Source organism: Limnohabitans parvus II-B4 (assembly GCF_003063455.1).
GTDB classification, from domain to species: Bacteria; Pseudomonadota; Gammaproteobacteria; order Burkholderiales; family Burkholderiaceae_C; genus Limnohabitans_A; species Limnohabitans_A parvus.
Window position 1 is genome coordinate 315935 of sequence record NZ_NESN01000001.1, and the last position, 20583, is coordinate 336517.

The 20583-nt window shown below is 57.7% G+C and carries 14 protein-coding genes and 1 tRNA gene; all 15 read right to left on the reverse strand.

Translation table 11 applies throughout. The features are described from left to right. Positions 1-144: 144 nt before the first annotated feature. The 15 genes from B9Z37_RS01435 to cysS all read right to left on the reverse strand — a co-directional run bounded on the left by B9Z37_RS01435 (position 145) and on the right by cysS (position 20463). Positions 145-2451 (reverse strand): CHASE2 domain-containing protein, encoded by a 2307-nt coding sequence (locus tag B9Z37_RS01435; RefSeq protein WP_108311270.1) that lies wholly within the window; start codon positions 2449-2451, stop codon positions 145-147. Continuing rightward, positions 2451-3791 (reverse strand): FecR domain-containing protein, encoded by a 1341-nt coding sequence (locus tag B9Z37_RS01440; protein WP_108311271.1) that lies wholly within the window; start codon positions 3789-3791, stop codon positions 2451-2453. The genes B9Z37_RS01435 and B9Z37_RS01440 overlap by 1 nt, the downstream gene beginning before the upstream one ends. Further along, the gene (locus B9Z37_RS01445) at positions 3788-4501 is read right to left on the reverse strand and encodes a response regulator transcription factor (RefSeq protein ID WP_108311272.1); all 714 of its coding nucleotides are present in this window, start codon (positions 4499-4501) and stop codon (positions 3788-3790) included. The genes B9Z37_RS01440 and B9Z37_RS01445 overlap by 4 nt, the downstream gene beginning before the upstream one ends. Positions 4502-4533: 32 nt before the next feature. Continuing rightward, positions 4534-6318: a peptidase domain-containing ABC transporter gene (locus B9Z37_RS01450; RefSeq protein WP_108311273.1), complete on the reverse strand. Its 1785-nt coding sequence runs from the start codon at positions 6316-6318 to the stop codon at positions 4534-4536. Next, positions 6311-9022 carry a beta strand repeat-containing protein gene (locus tag B9Z37_RS01455; RefSeq protein ID WP_108311274.1) on the reverse strand — a complete coding sequence of 904 codons (2712 nt, stop codon included), beginning with the start codon at positions 9020-9022 and terminating at the stop codon, positions 6311-6313. Before B9Z37_RS01455 ends, B9Z37_RS01450 begins: the two co-directional genes overlap by 8 nt. A gap of 35 nt (positions 9023-9057) precedes the next feature. Beyond that, positions 9058-10761 (reverse strand): DUF4670 domain-containing protein, encoded by a 1704-nt coding sequence (locus B9Z37_RS01460; RefSeq protein WP_108311275.1) that lies wholly within the window; start codon positions 10759-10761, stop codon positions 9058-9060. A 33-nt stretch (positions 10762-10794) separates the two neighbouring features. Beyond that, entirely contained in the window at positions 10795-12054 is a 1260-nt protein-coding gene (locus B9Z37_RS01465) for an HlyD family type I secretion periplasmic adaptor subunit (protein ID WP_108311276.1), read from the reverse strand. Next, positions 12051-12803 (reverse strand): hypothetical protein, encoded by a 753-nt coding sequence (locus tag B9Z37_RS01470; protein ID WP_108311277.1) that lies wholly within the window; start codon positions 12801-12803, stop codon positions 12051-12053. The genes B9Z37_RS01465 and B9Z37_RS01470 overlap by 4 nt, the downstream gene beginning before the upstream one ends. 33 nt (positions 12804-12836) lie before the next feature. Next, on the reverse strand, positions 12837-14273 hold the full coding sequence (locus tag B9Z37_RS01475; RefSeq protein ID WP_108311278.1) for a TolC family protein: 1437 nt from the start codon (positions 14271-14273) through the stop codon (positions 12837-12839). Positions 14274-14602: 329 nt separating this feature from the next. Further along, positions 14603-14695 (reverse strand) — tRNA-Ser (locus B9Z37_RS01480). 18 nt (positions 14696-14713) lie between these two features. Next, complete coding sequence (locus B9Z37_RS01485) at positions 14714-15976, reverse strand: aspartate kinase (protein WP_108311279.1); 1263 nt, start codon at positions 15974-15976, stop codon at positions 14714-14716. A gap of 472 nt (positions 15977-16448) precedes the next feature. Continuing rightward, positions 16449-17390 carry a tRNA lysidine(34) synthetase TilS gene (gene tilS, locus B9Z37_RS01490; RefSeq protein ID WP_108311280.1) on the reverse strand — a complete coding sequence of 314 codons (942 nt, stop codon included), beginning with the start codon at positions 17388-17390 and terminating at the stop codon, positions 16449-16451. Between the two features lie 29 nt (positions 17391-17419). Beyond that, positions 17420-18394: an acetyl-CoA carboxylase carboxyltransferase subunit alpha gene (locus B9Z37_RS01495; RefSeq protein WP_108311281.1), complete on the reverse strand. Its 975-nt coding sequence runs from the start codon at positions 18392-18394 to the stop codon at positions 17420-17422. Positions 18395-18439: 45 nt separating this feature from the next. Beyond that, entirely contained in the window at positions 18440-19090 is a 651-nt protein-coding gene (locus B9Z37_RS01500; protein WP_108311847.1) for a DNA-3-methyladenine glycosylase family protein, read from the reverse strand. Beyond that, positions 19087-20463, reverse strand: coding sequence for a cysteine--tRNA ligase (gene cysS, locus B9Z37_RS01505; protein WP_108311282.1), 1377 nt, complete (start codon positions 20461-20463; stop codon positions 19087-19089). Before cysS ends, B9Z37_RS01500 begins: the two co-directional genes overlap by 4 nt. Between the last annotated feature and the right edge of the window lie 120 nt (positions 20464-20583).

Below are 20583 nucleotides of genomic sequence, written 5' to 3' on the forward strand. Positions count from 1 at the left end.
GAAACCCCAAGTGTTCGAATAAAAGACCAAAGGAGATCTTTTCTTGGGGTGATTGTCAGAATTACCGCCGAACCCGGGTCTTAATAAACCATAAATACTAATTTAAATATATTTAATTGTCAACACAAAGTATTCACAATTTGATCAGTATGGCTTGGAAATAGGGAGTTGTAGACGAACTTGCGCTGAGGCGCCAGGTTCTGTGGGCAAGTCGAAGTGGATGTGGCCTTGGTGTTTACGCACCACGGTTTTGACAAACGACAGCCCCAGGCCAAAGCCTTGCGATGCCATGTCCCGGGAGCGACTGACGTCTTGGGGGTCACCCACGATGTTGCGAATGACCATGTGGACTTTCTGCCCGTTTTTCCCGGGCTCAAGGTGATGACCTGCTACAGCCGTCTCTGCGTCGTGACTTAAGGCGATATGGATGTCTGACTGCGCTTGTCCGTAACGCACGGCATTGACCAGCAAATTGACCAGCATGCGGGTGAGCAGACGTTGGTCGGCCATGACAAATTGGGGCTCGTCGTCAAAGGTTTGCACCAGGCGCATTTGGCGGCTTTGCGCAAGATCTTTGACTTGGTAGATGGCGTCGTCAATAACGCTGTCGACCAGGGTCTCCACCAGTTGGTATTCCTGCGCCTGGGCTTTGATGGAGAAGATGAAATCGTCCATCATGTTGAGCAGGGTGTCGGCGTGGCGGTAAATGTTGGCTGCGGTTTCTTGACTGGGTGCTGTGCCAGCGCTGCTTTGGCGGCTGAGCGAGATGATGGACGCAATGGGCGTGCGCATGTCGTGAGAAAGCAATTGCAGCGTTTGCTCTCGCTGGGCCTGAAACTGCCGTATCTGCGTGATGTCTGTCAGGGCAAAGATCCACAGCCCGCTGTCTTCGGTTTGCGGCAATTGGGCCACCCTGAAAATGTAATAACGGATGGAGCCATTCGTATCGATGCCACTGACGTAATGGTCCTTGCCCGTTAACTGCTCTAGGTTTTGGGTCTTGTGCATGCCCAGATAAAACATGAGCGGCAACAAAGGCTGGCCGATTTGCAGCAAACCGGCAGGAATATCCTCTTGCATGCGGGGGCTGACCAGCACAATGCGCTGCTCTGCGTCGGCCACCAACATGGCAGTGGGGATTTCGCGCACGATACGATTCAAAAACTCCACCCGCTCGCTGGCCACACCAATGGCACGGTCGAGCAAGCGGGAATATTGCAACACCGTGTCACTGGCAAAATGCCGCAATTTAAGACCCCCAGTGACCAGATTTTTTCTTTGGCGCTGAACTTTTTCAAGCTTGGCAGCCCGGTCTCCCATAAAGCTGACGATCATTTCAGTGCGCCGCCAAGCCCATGCAGGTTTGACCAGCGCAATGGCCAAAATGCACAGTCCGGGGTCAAACCAGACGTCGATGGCGAACAATAAAACAAAGCTCACCGCGAGGGCTGACAGCACTGTGATGGCTGTGTATACAAATTCGGCCAAGGGGCTGAGCACCATCAAGGCAATCAAAACCGAGAACAAAGCCCATGAACTGAGCGCCAGTTGCACCCACAAAGGCACCGGGCTGATCAGATTGCCCCGCAAGATGTCGTTGAGCAAGTTGGCGTGCAGCATGACGCCGGGCGTGCCCGAGCCTTGGCGGCCCGAATAAATGGTGGGAAAGTGGTCGCCCAAGCTGGGCGCGATGGAGCCGATCAGGACATATTTGTCTTTGAGGACAGCCATGGGAAAGCCGTCTGACAAGGCATCGGCCAACGAAACGATCGGAAATCCGATCTCCGGGTCCACCAGGTTAAAACGCCTGTAGCCACCATGCGACTGGTAGTTTTCAGCGGGTTGGCCCGACACGGCCAATGCCAAATGCGGCAATTGGCCCTCTTGCAAATAGGCGCCACGCGAGAAACCGTCACTTTCAAAGGTGACATTGATGTGCGCAAGACCTTTGGCTGCGTCCACCAAGGCGGCCTGGGGCTTGTGCACGACAAAGGGTGCCACTGCATTGATGCGAGGCTGCTCTACCGACAAATAAGTGTTGAGCCTGCGCATTTGCTTGGCCAGATCGGCGTCGGCAGGACTGGGGTCCGGAAACAAGATGTCAAAACCAATGGCTTTGGGCGAGTTGCCCGTGTCGGCCATTTTTTGAAGCAAATCGGCATAGACCTTGCGCTTGAGGGGCCACCCCCCCAGCTCATCCAGGCTGGCGTCGTCGATGCCGATGATGACGATGTCGTTGGAAGGCAATGGGGCACGCCAGCGATGAAACTGGTCATAAATGACGTGCCCGGGAGCAGTGCCCCACTGCATGACGGTGAACAGGCTTAGAGTCGACAGCGCCAAGACGGCCACCACCACCCACTCGAGGTAAAAGCGCTGCTCGTCTCGGGTGTGCAATTTCTGGCGCAACGAAGGCCAAAATTGAGCCACAGCCGCCTGGGTGGATTTCATCAGTCGGTGCCGGGAATGGCCACCAGCTCAAACTGCCCGTTGATGCCGGCTTTCATGGTGGCAGAGACTTCGTGTTGAATGCGCCATCGGTACACACCCGACGGCAACCCCCTAAAAACCAACAGGTTGTTGTCCGCAGACTGAACCGGGCCATTGAGCAATTCAAACACCTGGCCCTGCTGCTCAACTTTTTGAAACAACAAATGCGGATTGATGAGCCCGGTCATGTTGAAAGGGACATTGCAACGCCATTGCTCTAAGCGTTTGTAACCCCTGCAAACGGCGTAATCGGTGGATTGCCCCATGAGGCCCGTGGCTGAAACAGACGCCCATTGGTAAAACACGGGCTTGGTGCCCAAGTCGGGGGCCAGCACTTGGGGCTGGGTGGGGCGAGCTTCTGACACCAAAGCACTAAAGTTGGCATCGTCAGCCGTGACCAGCATGAAGCGCTCAGCTTGCGGCAAGGCTTCAAACTTGAGCAGCCAGTCTTTGCCTCCCGCTTGGGCTTCTACGCTGGTGTACCGTGGGGGGGGCAAGAGTTTTTCTACATCGAGCGACTGACCATTGCCCATGACCGCCACGCCGTGCCCGGTTTCAGCACGCTTTTCTGACTTTTCCTGGCCGCCGCGCGCGCCGACAGCGCCCACTTTGACTTCGACCTGGCTGGTGCGCTGCTTGGCATCAAAACCCACCCGGAACTCGGTGCCCCGCACACCCGCTACCGACGTGGGTGTCAGCACCTGAAACGGTGCGTCGTTGCTCAGTCGCTTGCGAGGTACATCAATTTCCATACGCCCGTCTAATAGCTCGACCTTGACCTCGGGAGAGGATTCAAATGCGTTACGGCGCAGGGTTTTCAGCTGGATGACCGCACCCGACATCAGGCGCAAAGTGGACTCATCTTCGAGCGTGAGCGCAAATTGACAGCCCGCCGGGATGCGCAAAACAGCGCCCTCGCTCAAAACAGTGCCTGTTTTGATCGGCGCAGAGCCACTGCCATCAATCTGAATCACCGTTTTGCAATTGAGCCGCGTGACGGTGGCAGTTGATGGGGTGTGCTTCAGCAAATTGCGTGGAATAAGTATCTTTTGCCCCACCGAAATCCGGTTGACGTTGGCAAATTTGTTGGCTTGGATCAACAGCTTCAAAGCATCAGGCCCCTGCAAATGGCGACCAACCAAGCCCAAAAGGGTGTCGCCGAGTTGCATCTGATAGATCAAATGGTCTGCATCAGGCATTGCCTGTGCGAACACCTTGGGCCCCACGCCCCAACACAAAGCAACGGCCAAGGCCACTCCACGCCATGCTGTCAATGGATGGGCCTGAATCGATTTGGTCATAAGGGGTCACCCTCAGATTGAGCCATTTTCATCAGCCGATAACCAAAACCGTGCACCACGACCAAGCGGACGTTGTCGGCGTTGGCGCCAATGTTCAGCTTGCGCCGTATCCAGGAAATGTGCACGTCGAGCGTGCGCGAGAGTGCGTCTTCTTCGCGCCCCCAAACCTCTTTCATGATCCGGTTGCGTGCAATCGGGCGGTCCGGGTTTTCAAACATCAAGCGGCTGAGTTCGTATTCTTTTTCGGTCAGCACCACGGGTTCGCCGTCTACCCGCACGATGCGCTCGATGTGGTCAAACACATAACCGGGCATGAGCTCACCACCTTGGCTAAGGGGTGCTGGCGGTGTCATGCGGCGCTGCAGAGCGGCCAAACGCGCCATAAATTCAAAGGTACGGACAGGCTTTGAACAGTAGTCGTCTGCACCGGCGTCCAGGACCTGAACAATTTGGTCCTCTGCGTTGTTACTGGTCAAAAACACAACGGGCGTTGTGAGCTTAAGCGCTTCGCGCAAATGCTTGAGCACCTCAAGCCCATTAGGGCCTGGAACATGCCAGTCAAGCACAAACAGGTCAAACGTGTCTTTGAGCAAGCCGCGCATCATGAGATGCCCGTCTGCAAAATGGGACACCGTATGCCCAGCCGCTGTCAGCAGTGCCTCAACTTCATGGGCCAGCGTGATTTCATCTTCAAGTAGAGCGATGTGCATAAACAGTATTCAAAAGCAATAACTGATTTTAATCAGGACACCAGCAGCTTGGCCGTGGGGCCGTCGGCCAGCAGCTGGCCGTGGTCCAAAACGACCAGCCGCTCGGTGATGGCCAGCGCTGCTGCGCTGTGGGTGACCATGATGAGGGTCACATCGGTCAGAGCGGCCAGGCGCTCGACAATTGTTTTTTCAGTCTCGGTGTCCAGCCCGGTGGTGGGCTCGTCCAGCAGCAGCAGGCGCGGGCGGGTGGCCAGTGTGCGGGCCAGGGCCACTTTTTGGCGCTGCCCACCCGACAGGTTGGCTCCATATTCCTCAATGGGCAAGTCCAGCCGCAGCGCACCCGAGACCAAATCAACGTCCAGTGCCGACATGTAGACGGCGTGGGCCAGTGCGTCCATGCGCTCTTGGGGCGTGGCGTCGTCGGGCAGGTTGAGCAAGATGTTGGATTCGAGCGTGCCCGCCATCAGCGGCGCTTCTTGCGGCTTGAAGGCCAGCCAGGTCACGCGGTCGTGCGCGGCGATGCTGTGCAGCTTGGCGTGGTCGACCCGCACCTCGCCTTGCATGGGCTGAATGGCCCCGGCCAAAATGCGCAGCAAAGTGGACTTGCCCGAGCCCGGGCGGCCCAGCAAGCCCACACGCTCACCGGGCTGAATGGTCAGGTTGAGTTCGCGCAACGCGGTTTGGCCGTTGGCGTAGCGGTGAACCAGCTGGTGCGTGGCAATGTGGCCGCGCACCGTGCCTGCGGGGCGGCGCAAAGTTTCGATGACGGCACTGCCGCTGGGGGCTGAGGTGGTTTGGGAGGCGCTGGCCGCACTGGCTGCGGGCAGTGCATCGCCCTGCCCCGCTTCGGCTTGCAAATAAGGGGCAAGCTGGGTCATGGACTGGCGCAGCTCGGTCCAGCGGCCCAGAGCCAGCAAGACCTGGCCCACCGTGGCCAGCGTGCGCCCACTGAGCATGGACACGGCAATGAGCGCCCCCACGGTGATGTGCTGCCCAAAGATCAAATAAGCACCCACCACCAACAAGCTGATGTAGCTGAGCAAAGACACCGTCATTTGCCAGTGCGTTTGTAGCACCACCGACAAACGCAGCTTGCGAGATGCGCGGGCGAGTTGCAACGACGTTGCGCCAAAGCGCTGCTGCATGCGGCTACCGGCATGGCTGGTGCGCAGAGTGTCCAGCGACGACAGGGTGTCCGTCAGCAGGGCCAGTTTGGTGGCCTGCTCGGTGTTGACATCGCGGGTTTGCGCGAGCGTGCGGTCTTTGAGCCACTGGCCCACCAGCACATACAAACCCACCCAAACCAGCACCACCATCAGCAGCGGCCAGGCGATAACACCAATGACCAGCAACACCAGCACCAAAAACGGCACATCGGCCATGGCCAGCAGGTATTGCGACGAGAAAAAGTCTCGCGCCGAAGCGAGGTCACGGTAGAGCGTGAGAAACCGCGCCGCCATGCCCGGCTGCGCCCCGCTGCGGGCCGAAGGCTGCAGCAAAGCGGCAAACAGGCGCTGATCGATCAACTGGTCCACCGCCATGGCCACGCGCTCGATGTCGCGCACACGCAAGGTGCGCAAACACAGCTCTATGGCCAGGTACAAAACGACGCCAATGGCCAAAGCCCAAAGCGTCTCGAACACACCGTTGTGCACCACCTTGTCGTAAACCAGCATGCCAAACAACGAAGGCACGAAAACGCCCAGGTTGATGAAGAAACTGGACAAAGTGAGCCAACCCAAGCGGCCACGCAACACAAAGCCCAGCCAGGACTTGAGGCTGGAGAGGTCGGGGGGGATGGGGGAATTTTTAAACATAGCTGATGACAGCCAACTGCTCCAAAGCGGTTGCTGCACCTCCGAAAACAGTCATCGTCTTGGCAGTTGTGTTGTTGAATATCTGCTGGCCCGTATCGGTCACAAAATCAATGGTGCCGCCGGTGCCCAGATTCACGCTCAGAGTGGGTGTACCCGTTGTGATGTCCACCAAAGATTTGATGGTATTCAAGTCGAGCTTGAGAATGTTGTCCTTTTGAGCTGAAAGATCCAGTGTTTCAATGCTGATGAATTTGGTGTTATCGATTCCGCGCAAATCAATGGTTGCACCTGCAGAAGCCAAAATTTTGAGAATGTCTGCGCCCGCACCTCCATCGAATGTGCCTGTAGTCAACCCAGAGGCATTAATTACCAAGATGTCGTCACCAACACCACCAGCGAGAATATTGTTGTTGCCATTGCCTGTGATGACGTTATTTAAATCGTTTCCTGCCCCTTTGTTTGCGACACCGATCAAGGTCAGGTTTTCCACGTTGGCACCCAGCGTGTAATCAATGCTGCTGGTGACGGTGTCGGTGCCTTCGTTGAGGAGTTCTGTGATCGTTACCCCCGTGTTGTTAATCGAGTAGCTGTCATCACCAACGCCACCGACCAAAATGTCCGCGTCCCCTCCACCATTAAGGCTGTCGTTGCCATTGCCGCCTTCGAGCTTGTTCACATCGGCATTCCCCGTCAGTTTGTCGTTATCAGAGCTGCCGATGATGTTTTCAATTTGGGACAGCACATCGCCTTGGGCATGCCCCCCAGTGTTGCTTGCGCCAGCGACCAGAGACACGGTCACCCCGACTTTTGAATCTGCATATGAAGCGGTGTCATTACCCTCGCCGCCGTCCAGTGCGTCAGCACCTGCACCACCTAAAAGTGTGTCATTTCCGCCCCCGCCAAACAGCTGGTTATTGCCACTATTTCCGGTGATGGTGTTGTTCAGCTTGTTGCCAGTGCCATTGATGGCATCAATGCCGGTGAGCGTGAGGTTTTCGACGTTGTCCGTCAGGATGTAGCTGACCGATGCTTCGACAGTGTCGATGCCAGCGCCAAGCGCTTCAGTAACGACATCAGCCGTGTTGTCGACCACGTAGGTGTCATTGCCCCCACCGCCCGCCATACTGTCAGCGCCCGCGCCACCGTCCAAAATGTCATTGCCTATGCCCCCGGTCAATGTGTCGTTGCCCGCTGCGCCATTCAAGCTGTTGCCGTTGTCGTTGCCAACAATGGTGTTGGCCAGATCATTACCAGTGCCCGATGTGGCTTCGCCTGTCAGGGTGAGGTTTTCGACATTGGCCCCCAGTGTGTAGTTCACAGAGCTTTGGACTGTGTCTGTACCTGCCGATGCGTTCTCGAACACGACATCGTTCGCGTTGTCGACCACATAAGTGTCGTTGCCAGCGCCACCTTTCAGTTCATCGTTACCCGCTCCGCCATCCAGCGTTTCGTTGCCAGAACCGCCCACCATGGTGTCCGCACTGCTGGTGCCCGTGATGTTGAATGAATACCCCGCATTGGACAAAAAGATTTTGGCATTGCTGTTGCCATCCAATGTCTCGCTTGGCAAGGTATTGGCATGGTAAAAATTCAAGGGTGCATTGCCGTAGTCCAACGGGGTCGTACCGTCGTAGAACTTCACAGCCACCGAGAAATCATTGGCAGATACCGCGCCCACCTTCCAGCTCACCGAAAGCTTGAGGTCGGTCAGGCTGCTCAGGTTGGCGATTGTGATCTTTCCATCCACAAACGTTTGTCCGTTGATGGTGAACCCTTCTGGCAAGCTGGCGCTCGTCGTCAGCACCATGCTTTTGGCATTCAATACACCGGGCAGCGTGAGCGTTGCGAAAGCGTTTCCATCGGGCTCAACGCTCAATGTGGTTTGGCCGTTGAGCTGAACTTCAATCCGTTTGTTCACGTCAATTTGCGTGAAGTCGACTTGGCTCAATGAACGCGCAGGACTGAATGTGGTGGTGCCAACGGCAGTCACAGTGACGCCACTGAAGGATGATTCCGAGTTGCCAGTGAAAGTGCGCGAGGTGCTGTTGACTTTGACATCGGTCGTATTGGTGTTTTCGACCACCTCCGGCTGCGGCGGCGTTCCCGGCGATGGCGACGCAAATTTGTTTTCGCTTTGTGGCGTGATTTTTTGAACGCCTGTGCCGGTGCTGGGCCCTGAACTCGTGTTGCGGGATTCGTCTGTGGCGTTGGTCAAGCTGGCTGTGCTCAGGGTTTGCAGCACTTTTTCGAGCTGTTTGCTGGTCTCGGTCAGCTGGCTCATGGTGTCTTGCAGTTCTTTGCCCAGACCAAATGCATCGCCCGTGATTTTTTCGGCCACGGCGGGGCTGGCGTCGCCAGACTTCAGGCGAAAGCTACCGCCTTCCACGGGCTTCAAAATACCGAGCTTTTTAACCTGGTCGGCAGCGGTGATGCTGTCGCCCCCCAAAAAGACAATCTTGCTTTCGGGTTGTGTGGCTGCTTGCAAAGCGCCTTGCTGAAGGATGATTTTTTCGCCGCTGGTGGTGGTCAACACCAGATCCAGGTCCACCGATTCAACCGATTGAATGACTTGTGCATTGACCGGAATTTTGAATTGAGGCGCGGCCCCATCCACCGACGTTGCGTTGATCAAGCGGGTTTCTGCCCCGGGGGTGGACTGGGCAGTGGCGGATGCAGCAGAAGAAGGCAACGTGGTGTTGGGCATGGGCAAGCGGGTTCAGTGGTTCAGCTGTGAAAAGATCAAACGGTTTTTTGCGCAGCCTGGGCTGTCAAGCTGCTCAGAAACGCCACGATTTGTTCGTTGCGAAATTGGGCTTCTTGCAACATGGCGTCCATGCGCGAAAGCATGGCTTGGCTGGACTCACGTTCGTTGTGCTGGTTTTGGCTGTTTTTCTGCAAAAGCGTGGTCACGTCGGCATGCACCTGACCTTGGCGCTGTTGCTCCAGCTGCAACTGCTCGCTCCAGCGGTCGGCGTGGCTGGTGTATTCGGCCAGCACGCGTTGGGTGCCAGACAGGTGGTCCACCATTTTTTGCAGCCCGGCTTCTTGCACCTGAACCCATTGGCCCCATTGGTTGTTGCGGTTTTGGCGTTCCAGGTTGGCTTGGCTGGCCAATGTTTCTTCTTTGTTGCGCAGCATGTTTTGCTGTTGTTCCAAATAGGTTTGCCAGAGGGTGTTTTGCGCCCGCATTTGTGCGCTGGACTGGTCGTGCTGGGCTTGCAACAGTTTTTCGAATGTTTTGTTTTGTTGCTGAAGGATGTCTTTTTGCAACTCTGCTTGCTGGCTCCAGAGGTTTTGCTGGGCTTGCGCGTGTTCTGCATGCTGCTGATTTTGAACACCCAGAGCGCGTGCCATGGTGTCGGTGTGCTGCTCCAGGTGTTTGGCCATTTGCACATGGGCATCGGCCATTTGGGCTTGGCGCTCGGTCAGTTGGTTTTGGCTGCTTTGCATATGGGCCACCAGCGACAGCAGGCGGTCTTGCTGGTCGGCGTGCTGGCCCATTTGCTGGATCAAACTGCTTGTGCCGTGGCTGTTGGTTTCCAGTCGGGCCATGAGTGTGCCCATGCCCATCATCATTTCGCGCACGCGGCGTTCAGAGTGGTCAAGTGCCAAGGCCAAGCCACGCAACAAAGGCGAGTGTTCGGCCAACTCACCCAAGGCCTGGGCCACGGGGTTCAAGTCGAGCACGCCGCCTTCGGTTTCCTGGGCGATGTCCAGCATGAGGGATGTGTCGGAGTGGACAAAAGACACCAGATCGCTTGAAGCACTGCGCACGCCCACCGACAGAACACCCATGATGAGCGAACCCAGTACGCCAAACAAAGATGCACTGAAGGCCACACCCATGGCTTGCATGGGGGCAGTCAAGCGGGCCACCAGCTCGCTGATGGCGGCCACGGGATCGATCATGCCGGCCCCGAGGTTGAACGAACCGATCAGTTTGCCAATCTCGGCCAGCGCGCCGAGCAAACCAATGAAGGTGCCCAGCAATCCCATGCCAACCATCATGCCGCCCATGAATTGCGACATCATCAGGCTGCGTGCCTGGCGGGCGCTGAAGCGTTCCATCTCAGACTCGATGGCCGCGTGCTGGACCGAAGTCAGTGCTTTGCCACGCAGACCCTGAATGAGTTCAATCAAGGACACAACATCGTGTTTTTTGCTCATTTCCAAGATGACCAGCTGCAGCTGTTCTTCGGTGGCACCGTTGTCAACCATGAGCCGGTATTGGCGAAACAGGCTGCCCTCCTTGTTGATGCGGCGCACATGCGCCAGCATCTGGTAACAGCCCACCGCGACCAGCAAGAAGATGATGTAGTTGATTTGAGGATGCGGGTTGCCCTCGACCGTGCTGATGATGGCGTCCCAGAAGACCAGTGCGCCCAAAAAGACCAGCGCAACAGGGACGCCGATGTACCAGTAATAGAGTTGGAGTCGTTTCATTTTTTGTCCTCGGTAACTTCAAAACACGGTGAATCAAGTAGGTTCTGTGAACGCCTGTTGCTTAAAGCGCAGTAGAGGCGACAGCAAATAAGTCATGACGCTGCGTTGGCCCAGCACCACATCGGCGCGTGCGGTCATACCGGGCAAGATGGCCAAAGAGGCCATGCGCTGAGAGGGGGTGTCGGTCTGAATCAGGACGCGGTAATAGCGCTGGCCCGATTCGTCTGGCAAGGTGTCGGCGCTGACTTCGACCAGTCGGCCATTGAGTGCGCCATAGACGGCGTAGTCGTAGGCGCCGATCATGACGCGGGTGGTCAAGCCGGGGCGCAATGAGGCGCGGTCGTTGGGGCGCACACGGGCTTCCACTGCCACGGGGCCTTGGTTGGGGGTGATCTCCAGCAGCACTTCACCGGGTTTGATGACGCCGCCCATGGTGTTGAAATTCAGGCGGTTGATGTAGCCGCTGGTGGGTGCGCGCACTTCGGTGCGGTCCAGGCGGTCGGTGTCACCGTCCACGGCCAAGCTGAGTTTGGACAACTCCGCGCTGACCTGCATGAGTTCGGTTCGGGCCTCTGCACGAAAGCGGGCCTGGGCTTCGTCAAGACGTGCAGCCAACTCCGACACGGCGGCCTGCAAGCGCGGTAAAGAGGCCTGGATGTCGTTCAGGGTGGTGGTCAGGCGTTGGGTTCGACTTTGCGAGTCGAGCAACTCCATTTGCGAGGCTGCCCCTTTTTTGGCCAGCACGTCCATCATGCTGGACTGCTTGCGGGCCAAGTCCAGCTCGACGTGTGTGCTGACAATGCGGCTGCGGGCTTCGCTCAGTTCAGCTTGCCGTTGGGTGTGCTGCTGGCCGATCACGGCACGCTCGGAACGCACACGTGCCAGGCGCTCTTTGAAGGCGTTGAGCGCTTCGCGCTGAATATCTTCTGGAATGTCGGCCGAAAACTTGGGCTCAGCTTGGCCTTGCGCCTCTGCCGTCAAGCGGGCTTGCTGCGCCAACAACGCATGTTGGCGTGAGCGGCCTTGCTGAACAGAGGTGTTGGCTTGCACGTCAGACAGACGCATCAAGACATCACCGGCCGACACCACCTGCCCTTCACGCACCAGAATTTGCTGCACGATGCCGCCTTCGAGGTGTTGCACGATCTGGGCTCGGCCTGCCGCAATGATGCGGCCTTCAGCACGGACGATCTGGTCCACAGGCGCCAACATGGCCCACAGCATGGCGCTGAACACCAAGACCGCCAGGGCCAGCATCAGCCGCTGATCAGTGGTCGTGTTTCGCCAGTTCATGGTGCCCACCGCAACAACACTTTGCTGTTGTCCGCACCGGCTTGCGTACTTTCATGGATCTTCAAATCGATCGCTGCACTGCTGGCACCGTTTTCGAGCAAGGCATTGCGAACGGCGTTGGCACGGTAAAAGGACAAACGGGCCGCTTCAGAAAAGCCCTTGGGTGAGATGACCGTGATTTGCCAACGCCCCACCTGGAGCGCACTGACTTTCTTCAACTTGCTCATCAGCTCGCTGACTTCTGCGGCTGACAAGGTCACCACATCCGGGCTGAACACCACCACCAGCGCTGACTGCGTCAGGCTTTGCACGCTGTTGGCCTGCTTCGGGTCTGTGGGTTTGTTGTCTTTGGCTTGAACAACGTCTGTGCGAACGTCTTGCACCTGCGTCAATTTGCGCTGCGTTTCATCGAGCTTTTTCTGGGTGATTTCAAGCTTGGCTTGGACATCGTTGATGGTTTGCTGCATCCGGCTGACGGTCTCGTCCTTGCTTTGTGCGTTGGCATCTTTTTGTTGTTCGCCTTTTTGTTTTTCTTGCGTGTGCGATGCCGAAGTGGCCGTTTGGTGCGACTGGGCTTCTTCGATGGCTTTTTTCTTGGTCATTTGTGCCAGCTGCAATGTGGCGCCCAGCACCACGATGCTCATGACGGCGATGACGAACAGCAGGTTGATCGCCAAATTGGTGACGGCGTCGACATAGCCAGGCCAAAAGATGTCAGAGGCTTCGCCGGAATCGGATGTTGCTGCCATAGGTGCTTTGATGGGGTAATGGGGTCGGTGTGATCAGGGCTGGATGGCGCTCAACTGGCCAATGCGCTGCAAAATTTGTGCATGGGCCTTGATGTTTTGCCCAATGGATTGCGCGAGTCGCTGGCGAGCCGAAAAATAACGCTCGCTGGCGTCCAGCGCGTCCAACAAGGAGCCCAGACGACCAATGCGCAACTGCTCTGCCACGGCCTCCACCACGCTGCTGGCCGAGGCTTGCTCTTGCTGGGCCGTTTGCATGCGCAGCACGGCCGACTGAAGCAAAGCGTGGTCACCCTCGATGGCTTGAGTCAGGCGCTGGCTTTCGTCGGTCACTTTCGCCTCACGAACGAGCATTTCGGATCGGGCTTGCTCTGCCTGAAAGTACTCCTTGCCCCCCAAGGATGTGGCCCAGTTGACGACCAACAAGGCACGCGTGTCGGTGTGCGGGCCGTTGGTACCTTGCACGTTTTTGCTGATGTCACGCTCCAGACTGAACCCCACCACGGGCAGGTATTTCGACATCTCGGCTTTGATGCGGGATTGCTGGAATTCGACATCGCTTTTCAGGGCGCGGATTTCCGGGTTTTGTTCCAAGGCCAAGGTTTGCAATTGCGCTGCGCTGGACGGGATGGCAGGAAACCGCGCCACATCGGGCAGGCGGATGGCTTGCGGTGTCAGACTGGTCAGGCGCGCCAGCTCAAGCGCGGCATTGCGGTAGCTGGCTTGTTGCTCGATGCGCACTTGCCGGGCATTGAGCACGCGTGTGCGTGCACGCTCCAGGTCTGCCGGGCTGGCGGCACCCACCGTGACCCGGGTTTCCAGGTAAGTCATGATGTTTTGCAACTGCGCCAGCTGGATGTTGGAAAAATCCAGCACCAGGCGAGCCGTGGCCACATCGACCGTAGAGCGAACCACCGACATGACCACGTTGTCATACGCCGATTGCAAACGGAAATGCGCCGACGCTTCGGCCTGGCGGCTGCCCGAGAACTCATTCAACAAGGTGGCGTTGAAAATCGGCTGCGTCAGGCGAACGGCATATTGTTTGTAGGTGTGTTTGCTCAAGGCCTCGTTGATCGTTTGCGACTGTTCCGGCCCGGTGGCATAGCGCAAAGACAAACTGGGCAACAAGTCAGCCCGGGCAATTTTTCGGCCCGACTGGGCGGTGGCGAGTTGCGCCCTGACTTGCTGCAACTGCGGGCTGATGTCGAGGGCCTGCTGAGTGAATTCGGGCAAATCGGTGGCGCTGTCTGGTGGAGGCAATGCCGCCGCATCTGTGTCGCCAATTTCAAATGCAGGCAAAGCCAGCACGTCGGTCTGGGTTAGATCAGAAAACCGCAAGGGTTTCTTGCCCGCATCGGTGCCTTGCGCCTGTACACCCTGCACAAAGAGTGCTGCGGCCGCCCAAACTGTCCATCGTGATGCATGGATAAGACGGTGCGCAATTTGCGGGTGGCTCAGGGTGATTTTCATTTCTGGCAATTTTTAAACTTATTGCCTCAATTTTCTTACCTAATACCTCTTTAATGTCTTAAAAGTTCTTATAAGTCGATTATGTTTTCTTAAGTAGTTTTAAAGAAATGAAACCATCACGAAGGCAAGTTGAATCCAAAAAATCAAAATCAAATTAACTGGCAACAAATCAACAAATACAAAATATCGATTGGTGCTGTTTGGATTTTGAAAGGACGTTTCCAGCAAGCCATTGCAACTGTCCACGCAGCGGGGATGCACAGAAAAAGAAGATGGATGAAACGGGCAAGAAAAAGCCCCGCAAGTCAAAAACTTGCGGGGCTTGGTCTTGGCGGAAACGGAGGGATTCGAACCCTCGATGAGGCTCTACACCCCATACTCCCTTAGCAGGGGAGCACCTTCGGCCACTCGGTCACGTTTCCAGTGGGTCAAATTATAACTTAGGCTTGATCCAGATCGAAGGCTTTGTGCAGTGCACGCACCGCCAATTCCATGTATTTTTCATCGATCACGACCGAGGTCTTGATTTCAGAGGTGGAAATCATCTGGATGTTGATGCCCTCTTCGCTCAAGCTGCGGAACATCTTGCTGGCCACGCCCACATGGCTGCGCATGCCGATACCGACGATGGACACTTTGCAGATCTTGGCGTCGCCCGCCACTTCGGCCGCGCCCAGTGCAGGCAAGACTTTTTCCTTGAGCAAATCAATGGTCTTGGCGTAATCGTTGCGGTGCACGGTGAAACTGAAGTCGGTCTTGCCGTCTTTGCTCAGGTTCTGGATGATCACATCGACTTCGATGTTGGCATCGGCCACAGCGCCCAAGATTTGGTAGGCGATACCGGGCTTGTCGGGCACGCCCAACACAGAGATTTTGGCTTCGTCGCGGTTGAATGCGATGCCGGAAACGACGGCTTGTTCCATTTGTTCGTCTTCCTCAAAAGTGATCAGGGTGCCGGATGCGGCTTCTTCGTTGATGTCGATGTCCCAGGGCGTGAAGCTCGACAGCACACGCATGGGCACTTTGTATTTGCCCGCGAATTCGACCGAGCGGATTTGCAAAACCTTGGAGCCCATCGATGCCATTTCAAGCATCTCTTCGAAACTCACGGTCTGCAGGCGACGTGCTTCGGGCACCACACGGGGGTCGGTGGTGTAAACGCCGTCCACGTCGGTGTAGATCAGGCATTCGTCGGCTTTGAGGGCTGCTGCCACGGCCACGGCCGAGGTGTCAGAGCCGCCACGGCCGAGCGTGGTGATGTTGCCGTTGTCGTCCACACCCTGAAAGCCCGTGATGATGACCACTTTGCCAGCATTCAAATCGCCCATAACGCGGGCGTCATCGATCGACTCGATGCGGGCCTTGGTGAAAGCGCTGTTGGTCTTGATGGCCACTTGCCAACCAGCATAACTGACCGAAGGCTGGCCTTCGGATTGCAGGGCAATGGCCAGCAAGGCCGACGATGCTTGCTCGCCTGTGGAGGCCAGCATGTCGAGTTCGCGGCTGTAGGCATCGCCGGGTTTGGCGGGGGCCAGCTCTTTGGCCAAGCCAAGCAAGCGGTTGGTCTCGCCGCTCATGGCGCTGGGGACCACCACGATCTGGTGGCCAGCGCGCGCCCATTTGGCCACGCGCTTGGCGACATTGCGAATGCGCTCGGTCGAGCCCATCGAGGTGCCGCCGTATTTGTGAACGATCAAAGCCATGTGTAGTTCTGAAAAGAAGGAGAAAGCAGGCGCTGGTTTCAAAAAAGCAAGTGAAGCCCGCACTGCCAACGTTAAAAGGGGGTTTGGCCCCGGCAAAGCCCTTCAATTGTACCAACCGGGCTGACGCCTTCATGACCCGACAAGCCAAGCTGGTCACACCTGCGCAGACGCGTACCCGTCACTGCAGAAGTCATGGACCCCCGATCGAGTCGGGGGTGACAAATTCAGGGGTCGGGGGTGACAAATTCGGGCGTCAGGGGGTGACAAATTCGGGCGTCAGGGGGTGACAAATTCGGGGGTCAAAGGCAACAAATACAGCCGTTAGGGGGTGACAAAACGACCTGTCATACCTGCGCATGCGGGTATCCATCCCAGCCAAAGGCACGGGTGTCCGATCGAGACGAAGCGACAAACCGCCCTTGTCATACCCGCGCATGCGGGTATCCATGACCGACGAAGGTATGGCCCACGATCAAGTCGAGTGTGACAAACAGGCCCCGTCCCGCCGGACAAAGCCCTGGCCCACCTTCAAGTGCAAGCGATGACCTCGGGTGGTGCAAGCGGCCACTTGGTCGAGCAGTTCATGGAGCTGGGCGGTGCTGGGCGTGGTGGCGTGGTGCAGCCGCAACCAATGCCGCAGCACCAAAGCCTGGCGAGCGCGACTGAGCGACTGCAAGGCGGCAATGCTCGGCGGCACGCCGATGCGCAACAGGTCTTCAGCGGCGACCTCATTCAGGACCTCTTGCGCTTGCGCGGCATGGGCAGCGCTGCGGGCAAAGGTCTCGCGAAAAGCGGGCAGCGCCTCAGCCAAGGCGGGCAGTACACGAGCGCGAATGCGGTTGCGGGTGAACTTTTCATCGGTGTTGGTCGGGTCTTCAACCCAGCTTTGGCCCTGACTTTGCAGCCACTCACGCAAGGCTGCACCCGGCACCGCCAGCCATGGGCGGTGCCAGTTCAGGCCCTGCCGCTGCCATTGGGAGGGCATGCTGGCCAAACCGGGCAGACCTGCACCACGCGACAAGGCGATGAGCAACGTCTCCACTTGGTCGTCGGCGTGCTGGGCCAGCGCCACGTCTTGCACCTCGGGCCATTCGGTGTGCACCGCTTCGGCCAGCGCCTGGTAACGGGCTTTGCGAGCAGCGTCTTCAGGGCTTTGGCCCGGCGCATGGCCCGCCTGCACGCGGCGCACGGCCAGTGGCACACCCAGTTGCAAACACAGCGCACGGCCATGCGCTTCAAAATCATCGGCGGCCGCTTGCAAGCCGTGGTGGATGTGCACCGCCCTCACCTGCCCTGGCCAACGGCGGGCGCAGGCCAGCAACAAAGCGGTCGAGTCGGCTCCGCCGCTCAAGGCCACTGCAAAAGGAAGGCCCGGGCTGAAATCAGCCAGGGCCTGTTCGAGGGATTGCGCCATGTGTGAAGCCCGAAGGCTCGGCCCAGCGTTTACTTGCCCGCTTTGGTGTCGGTGAAGCGGCCGTAGCTGTTCAGGCGCTCGTAGCGGCGCTCCAGCAACTCTTTGGGCTTGAGGTCGGCCACTTGGCGCCAGGCATCGCCCAAGGCGCGCTTGAGGAAGGACACCATTTGCTCCGGGTCCCGATGGGCACCGCCCACGGGTTCGTTGACGATCTTGTCGATCAGGTTCAGTGCCTTCAGGCGGTGCGCGGTGATGCCCAGGGCCTCGGCCGCCACTTCGGCTTTGTCACTGGTTTTCCACAAAATGGACGCACAGCCTTCGGGGCTGATGACCGAATACACCGAGTACTGGAGCATCAACACCTGGTCGGCCACCGAAATGGCCAGCGCGCCACCGGAGCCGCCCTCGCCAATGATGGTGGTGATGATCGGCACTTCCAGCTGGGCCATCTCGAAGATGTTGCGGCCAATGGCTTCGGACTGGCCGCGCTCTTCGGCGTCGATGCCGGGGTAAGCGCCAGGCGTATCCACAAAAGTGAACACGGGCAGCTTGAACTTTTCGGCGGTCTTCATGAGACGCAGCGCTTTGCGGTAGCCCTCGGGCTTGCTCATGCCGAAGTTGCGCAAGGTGCGCTCTTTGGTGTCACGCCCTTTTTGCTGGCCCAGCACCATGCAGGCCTGCCCATTGAAGCGGGCCAAGCCGCCCACGATGGACAAATCGTCGGCAAAGTGGCGGTCACCGTGCATCTCGACAAAGTCGGTAAAGATGCCGTTGATGTAGTCCAGCGTGTAAGGACGCTCAGGGTGACGCGAGATTTTGGTGACCTGCCAGGGGGTCAGGTCGCTGTAAATGTCTTTGGTCAGTTGCTGGCTTTTCTTGCTCAGCTGTTCGATTTCGAGGGTGATGTCCACCGCCGACTCGGATTGCACGTAGCGCAATTCTTCGATCTTGGCTTCGAGTTCGGCAACAGGTTGCTCAAAGTCGAGAAATGTTTTTTTGGCCAAGTTTTACTCCTCTGTTCATGTTCGGGTGGACGCCTCGTCCAGCCCTCAATACGCCACGGGCACGGGGTCCAGCGAGCGCCAAATATACCAAGTTGCCACGGTCGAATAAGGACTCCAGGCCTGGGCCACCTCGCGAGCGTCGCTGCGGCTGACCGGTTCGCCCGAAAAATAGTTGCGGCTGATGCCGTTGATCAGGCCCACATCGTCCAGCGGCAGCACATTGGGCCGCATGAGGTGAAAGATGAGAAACATCTCGGCCGTCCAGCGGCCGATGCCCCGAATGGCCACCAACTCGTCAATGATGGCTTCATCGTCCATCTCTTGCCAGGCCTTGACGTGCACCGTGCCCGAGCTGAAATGCATGGCCAAGTCCACCAAATATTCGACCTTGCGGGCCGACAAACCGGCCGCCCGCATGTCGTCCACCTTGAGCTTGAGCACGCCAGCAGGCGTGAGGCGCTTGGTCAAGACCGAAAAACGGTCCCAGACCGATTGGGCCGCTTTGACCGAAATTTGCTGGCCCACGATGGAACGCGCCAAGGTCACGAACGCATCGCCCCGGGTTTCCAGAATGGCATCGCCAAACTGGGGGATGAGCTTTTTCATGACCCGGTCTTTTTTGGCCAAGTGCGCGCAAGCCTCTGCCCAATAAGCGGGCGTGACGGGCGTCACAGCGGGAATCACGGCCACGGTCACTGCGCAGCCTCCCACGTTGTGCCGGTGGCGGCGTCTTTGAGCACAATGCCTTGGGCCAACAAGTCGTTGCGAATGCGATCGGCCTCGGCAAAGTTTTTGGCCTTTTTAGCCTCTGCGCGGGCTTGAATTTGCGCCTGAATGGCCGCTTCGTCGAGCCCGGCACCCGCTTGCAGGTACACCGTTGGGTCGGTTTGCAGCAAACCCAGCAAGCCGCCCAAACTTTTCAGCAAGCCCGAACGCTCGGCCGAGCCGCTGCGGTTGACTTCGCTGGCCAGCTCAAACAACACAGCCACCGCTTCGGGCGTGCCAAAGTCTTCGTCCATGGCCGCTTTGAAGCGGGCTGCCAAGGGGGCGGTCCAATCGATTTTTACATCTGCTGGCGGCACGGTTTGCAGCGCGGTGTACAGGCGTTTGAGCGCGCCTTTGGCGTCGTTCAGGTGCACATCGCTGTAATTGAGCGAGCTGCGGTAGTGGCTGCGCACGATGAAAAAGCGCACCGTTTCGGCGTCGAACTCTTTGAGCACATCGCGGATGGTGAAAAAGTTGCCCAGGCTCTTGGACATCTTCTCGTTGTCCACATTGATGAAGCCGTTGTGCATCCAAAAGCGCGCCAGAGGCTGGCCGTTAGCGCCTTCGCTTTGGGCGATTTCGTTTTCGTGGTGCGGAAACTGCAAGTCAGCCCCACCGCCGTGGATGTCGAAGGTCTGGCCCAGCAGCTCGCAGGCCATGGCCGAGCACTCGATGTGCCAGCCGGGGCGGCCTGCACCAAATGGGCTGGCCCATTTGACGTCTTCCGGTTCGGTGGACTTGGCGCTCTTCCAGAGCACAAAGTCCAGCGGGTCGTTCTTGTCGGCTTCCACCGCCACGCGCTCGCCAGCATTCAGCTCATCGAGCGACTTGCCCGACAACTTGCCGTAACCGGCAAACTTGCGCACGGAATAGTTCACATCGCCGTTGCCAGCGCGGTAAGCCAGGCCTTTTTGCTCCAACGTGCCGATCATGCTCAGCATTTGGGGCACATAGTCGGTTGCGCGGGGTTCGTGCTGGGGGCGCTCGATGCCCAAGGCATCGGCATCCTGGTGCAGCGCGTCGATCATGCGGTCGGTCAGGCTGCGGATGGTTTCGCCGTTTTCGAGCGCGCGCTTGATGATCTTGTCGTCGATGTCGGTGACGTTGCGGACATAAGTCACTTGGTAACCACTGGCCTTGAGCCAGCGCTGCACGACGTCAAAAGCAATCATGGAACGGGCATGGCCCAAATGACACAGGTCATACACCGTCATACCGCACACGTACATGCGCACATGCCCGGGCTCGGCAGGCGAAAAGTCGGAAACAGCACGGCTCAACGTGTTGAAAATGCGCAGACTCATGTCAAATCAAAGAAATTTCGGAACACAAAAAACCTACAAGGCAAAGCCCAGCTCGGGTTCTGGACAGGCAAGAGGAAAGCGGGAGATTCAGCTTAAAAGCGACTGCCGTACACGTGGGCA

What these genes read in the sequence shown, in the direction of transcription:
- cysS (WP_108311282.1), bottom strand. Translation starts at nt 20,463, where the DNA reads ATGAGTCTGCGCATTTTCAACACGTTGAGCCGTGCTGTTTCCGACTTT.
- B9Z37_RS01445 (WP_108311272.1), bottom strand. Translation starts at nt 4,501, where the DNA reads ATGCACATCGCTCTACTTGAAGATGAAATCACGCTGGCCCATGAAGTT.
- B9Z37_RS01450 (WP_108311273.1), bottom strand. Translation starts at nt 6,318, where the DNA reads ATGTTTAAAAATTCCCCCATCCCCCCCGACCTCTCCAGCCTCAAGTCC.
- B9Z37_RS01455 (WP_108311274.1), bottom strand. Translation starts at nt 9,022, where the DNA reads ATGCCCAACACCACGTTGCCTTCTTCTGCTGCATCCGCCACTGCCCAG.
- B9Z37_RS01435 (WP_108311270.1), bottom strand. Translation starts at nt 2,451, where the DNA reads ATGAAATCCACCCAGGCGGCTGTGGCTCAATTTTGGCCTTCGTTGCGC.
- B9Z37_RS01465 (WP_108311276.1), bottom strand. Translation starts at nt 12,054, where the DNA reads ATGAACTGGCGAAACACGACCACTGATCAGCGGCTGATGCTGGCCCTG.
- B9Z37_RS01460 (WP_108311275.1), bottom strand. Translation starts at nt 10,761, where the DNA reads ATGAAACGACTCCAACTCTATTACTGGTACATCGGCGTCCCTGTTGCG.
- B9Z37_RS01485 (WP_108311279.1), bottom strand. Translation starts at nt 15,976, where the DNA reads ATGGCTTTGATCGTTCACAAATACGGCGGCACCTCGATGGGCTCGACC.
- B9Z37_RS01440 (WP_108311271.1), bottom strand. Translation starts at nt 3,791, where the DNA reads ATGACCAAATCGATTCAGGCCCATCCATTGACAGCATGGCGTGGAGTG.
- tilS (WP_108311280.1), bottom strand. Translation starts at nt 17,390, where the DNA reads ATGGCGCAATCCCTCGAACAGGCCCTGGCTGATTTCAGCCCGGGCCTT.
- B9Z37_RS01475 (WP_108311278.1), bottom strand. Translation starts at nt 14,273, where the DNA reads ATGAAAATCACCCTGAGCCACCCGCAAATTGCGCACCGTCTTATCCAT.
- B9Z37_RS01470 (WP_108311277.1), bottom strand. Translation starts at nt 12,803, where the DNA reads ATGGCAGCAACATCCGATTCCGGCGAAGCCTCTGACATCTTTTGGCCT.